At 64.8% G+C, this 2,217-nt stretch carries 3 protein-coding genes; 2 read left to right on the forward strand and 1 reads right to left on the reverse strand.

Annotated features, from left to right (window positions below):
- The first annotated feature begins 166 nt into the window (after positions 1-166).
- Both ACSDR0_RS50195 and ACSDR0_RS50200 read left to right on the forward strand, forming a co-directional pair.
- A complete protein-coding gene (locus ACSDR0_RS50195; RefSeq protein ID WP_435296062.1) occupies positions 167-808 on the forward strand; it encodes a helix-turn-helix domain-containing protein in 642 nt (213 codons plus the stop codon).
- Entirely contained in the window at positions 735-1,292 is a 558-nt protein-coding gene (locus ACSDR0_RS50200) for a transposase (protein WP_435296063.1), read from the forward strand. The genes ACSDR0_RS50195 and ACSDR0_RS50200 overlap by 74 nt, the downstream gene beginning before the upstream one ends.
- Before the next feature lies 1 nt (position 1,293).
- On the opposite strand, the gene ACSDR0_RS50205 is transcribed toward ACSDR0_RS50200, so the two are convergent.
- Positions 1,294-1,758 carry a GNAT family N-acetyltransferase gene (locus ACSDR0_RS50205; RefSeq protein WP_435296064.1) on the reverse strand — a complete coding sequence of 155 codons (465 nt, stop codon included), beginning with the start codon at positions 1,756-1,758 and terminating at the stop codon, positions 1,294-1,296.
- Positions 1,759-2,217 lie beyond the last annotated feature (459 nt).

The raw sequence follows: 2,217 nt of genomic DNA on the forward strand, positions 1-2,217 counted from the left end.
CATCAAACAGCACGACCGACACGCACCGCACCCGCTGCCCGGATGACCCCCGACGAATTAACGGGCGCGACCACTAGTGCCGCATCAGGCAACGTTCGCCCTGTTGTGATGTGACGCGCCGCCCGGGGTTCTGTCCTGGGCTGTGGGTGGCAGTCACGCTGTGCGGATGGCAGATCGAGTACGGGTTCGTGAGATCGATGACGGCGAGGGCCGACGGCTGCTGCGGATCATCCGCCGGGGCACCGGGTCGGTGGTGACTTGGCGGCGGGCCCAGATGGTGCTGTTGTCCGCGCAGGGCATGGCCGTGGCGAAGATCGCCGAGGTGACGTTCACGAGCACGGACCGGGTCCGGGACGTGATCCACAACTTCAACGCCGACGGCTTTGAATCCCTGTATCCGAAGTACAAGGGCGGTCGGCCGAAGACCTTCACGCTGCCCGAGCGCCGCGAGATCAAGAAGATTGCCAAGTCCAGGCCGGCCGAGCACGGCATGCCGTTTTCGACCTGGAGCCTAACCAAGCTGGCGGACTTCCTGGTTGCCGAGGGGGTGGTTGACGACATCAGCCACGAGGGCCTGCGCATCCTGCTCCGCGAGGAAGGCGTCACCTTTCAACGCGTGAAGACCTGGAAGACCTCCCGTTTACGCGGCCAAGAAGGCGCGGGTGGAGCACCTGTACGCGATCGCCGACGGCGAGGTCATACCCGAGGCGGGCGAGCCGGAGGTGGTGTTCTGCATGGACGAGTTCGGGCCGCTGAACCTGCAGCCGCACCCGGGCCGGCAGTGGGCCGAACGCGGCGGCAAGGGTAAGGACCTCGACCGTGAGCCCAGGCCCAGGCGACGAGCGACCTACACCCGCCCGCACGGCGTCCGGCATCTGTTCGCCGCCTACGACCTGGCCAGGGACAAGCTCTACGGGCACATCAAGAAGACCAAGAACCGGTCGAAGTTCCTGGAGTTCTGCCGTTACCTGCGCACCCTCTACCCGCCGACGGTCCGCCTGGCGATCGTGTGCGACAACTACTCCCCGCACCTGACCACCAAGCGGTGCCGCCGGGTGGCGGACTGGGCCGAGGCCAACAACGTCGAGATCGCCTACACCCCGACCAACTCCTCGTGGCTGAACCGGATCGAGGCCCAGTTCACCGCCCTGCGCTACTTCACTCTCGACGGCACCGACCACCGCACCCACAAGGCCCAGTGCAGCATGATCCGCCGCTACATCATCTGGCGGAACAAGCACACCGCCGATGAACGGCTGCGCACGCTTGTCGCCAGAGCCAACGTCGCGTGAATCACGTGACGGCCCGGCGATAGATCTGTCGTGAACCGCCTTCTGGACCCGGATCGGCGGCCTCGGCAGGGGCGAACCCGAGACACTCGTAGAAGACGCGTGCGCCGCTGGCAACGGCACCCGGGTGGTCGGCTCCGAAGGTGATCACCTCAATACTGCCCGGACCACGCACGAACCTACGTGTCGCCTCCGCCATCAGCGCACGACCGGCGCCCTTCCCGCGTTCCTTCTCTGAGACGACGAGCCAGTGGACGTGGTAAGTCGGGGCCTTCGCACTAAACAGCAGGCCGCCAAGGAGATCCAATCCCGAGGAGACGGCGACGAGCGCCGTGGACCGACGAATGTGCTTCTTCACGGCGCTATGGAAACCGGGATCCTCGACCATCGGGCCGAACCATTGCTCGACCTGGGCTGCCAAGCCAAGGAAGCCAGAGAAGTCCTGCTCTCGCGCGAGTCTGACGATCATCCAGGCAGTCTGGCAGACGAGGCAAACGTGCCTGATGCGGCACTAGTCACTTCGCCGTCGGGGAGTTGTCCCCCGTGGATGCGGATCCGATGTTCTGCCCGGCGATCGAGCGCTCACCCGTCGCCTCGATCCTCACGGAAGCAAAGGTGGATGGATCCGACGAAGTGGTCTGGGCTGCTTGGGGAGCCGCCTGGCTTCTAGCCTCGGCAGAGGGCTGTACAGGTGATGTATGAGATGTGTTTCCGGTTGACGCGGTTTCGATGTTCTGCCCGGCGATCGATCTGTTTCCGCCGGAGGTGATCTGCACTCCGACCGTCGGAGCCTCCGCCGCCTGAGCCCGTGGCGCGCGGGCAAGCTCATACACCGACAGCCCAACACTGACGAGCAATAGTCAATACCTGTGGATCGGTTTGGGTGTTGCTGAGTCAGTGAAGTTGCCCGGTCTGGTGTAGGTGATCG

It is taken from the genome of Streptosporangium sp. G11, from assembly GCF_051192615.1.
Classification (GTDB): Bacteria; Actinomycetota; Actinomycetes; order Streptosporangiales; family Streptosporangiaceae; genus Streptosporangium.

Bases quoted from the DNA above. Each gene is read 5' to 3' on its own strand.
- ACSDR0_RS50195 (WP_435296062.1), top strand. From the start codon at position 167: ATGGCAGATCGAGTACGGGTTCGTGAGATCGATGACGGCGAGGGCCGA.
- ACSDR0_RS50200 (WP_435296063.1), top strand. From the start codon at position 735: ATGGACGAGTTCGGGCCGCTGAACCTGCAGCCGCACCCGGGCCGGCAG.
- ACSDR0_RS50205 (WP_435296064.1), bottom strand. From the start codon at position 1,758: ATGATCGTCAGACTCGCGCGAGAGCAGGACTTCTCTGGCTTCCTTGGC.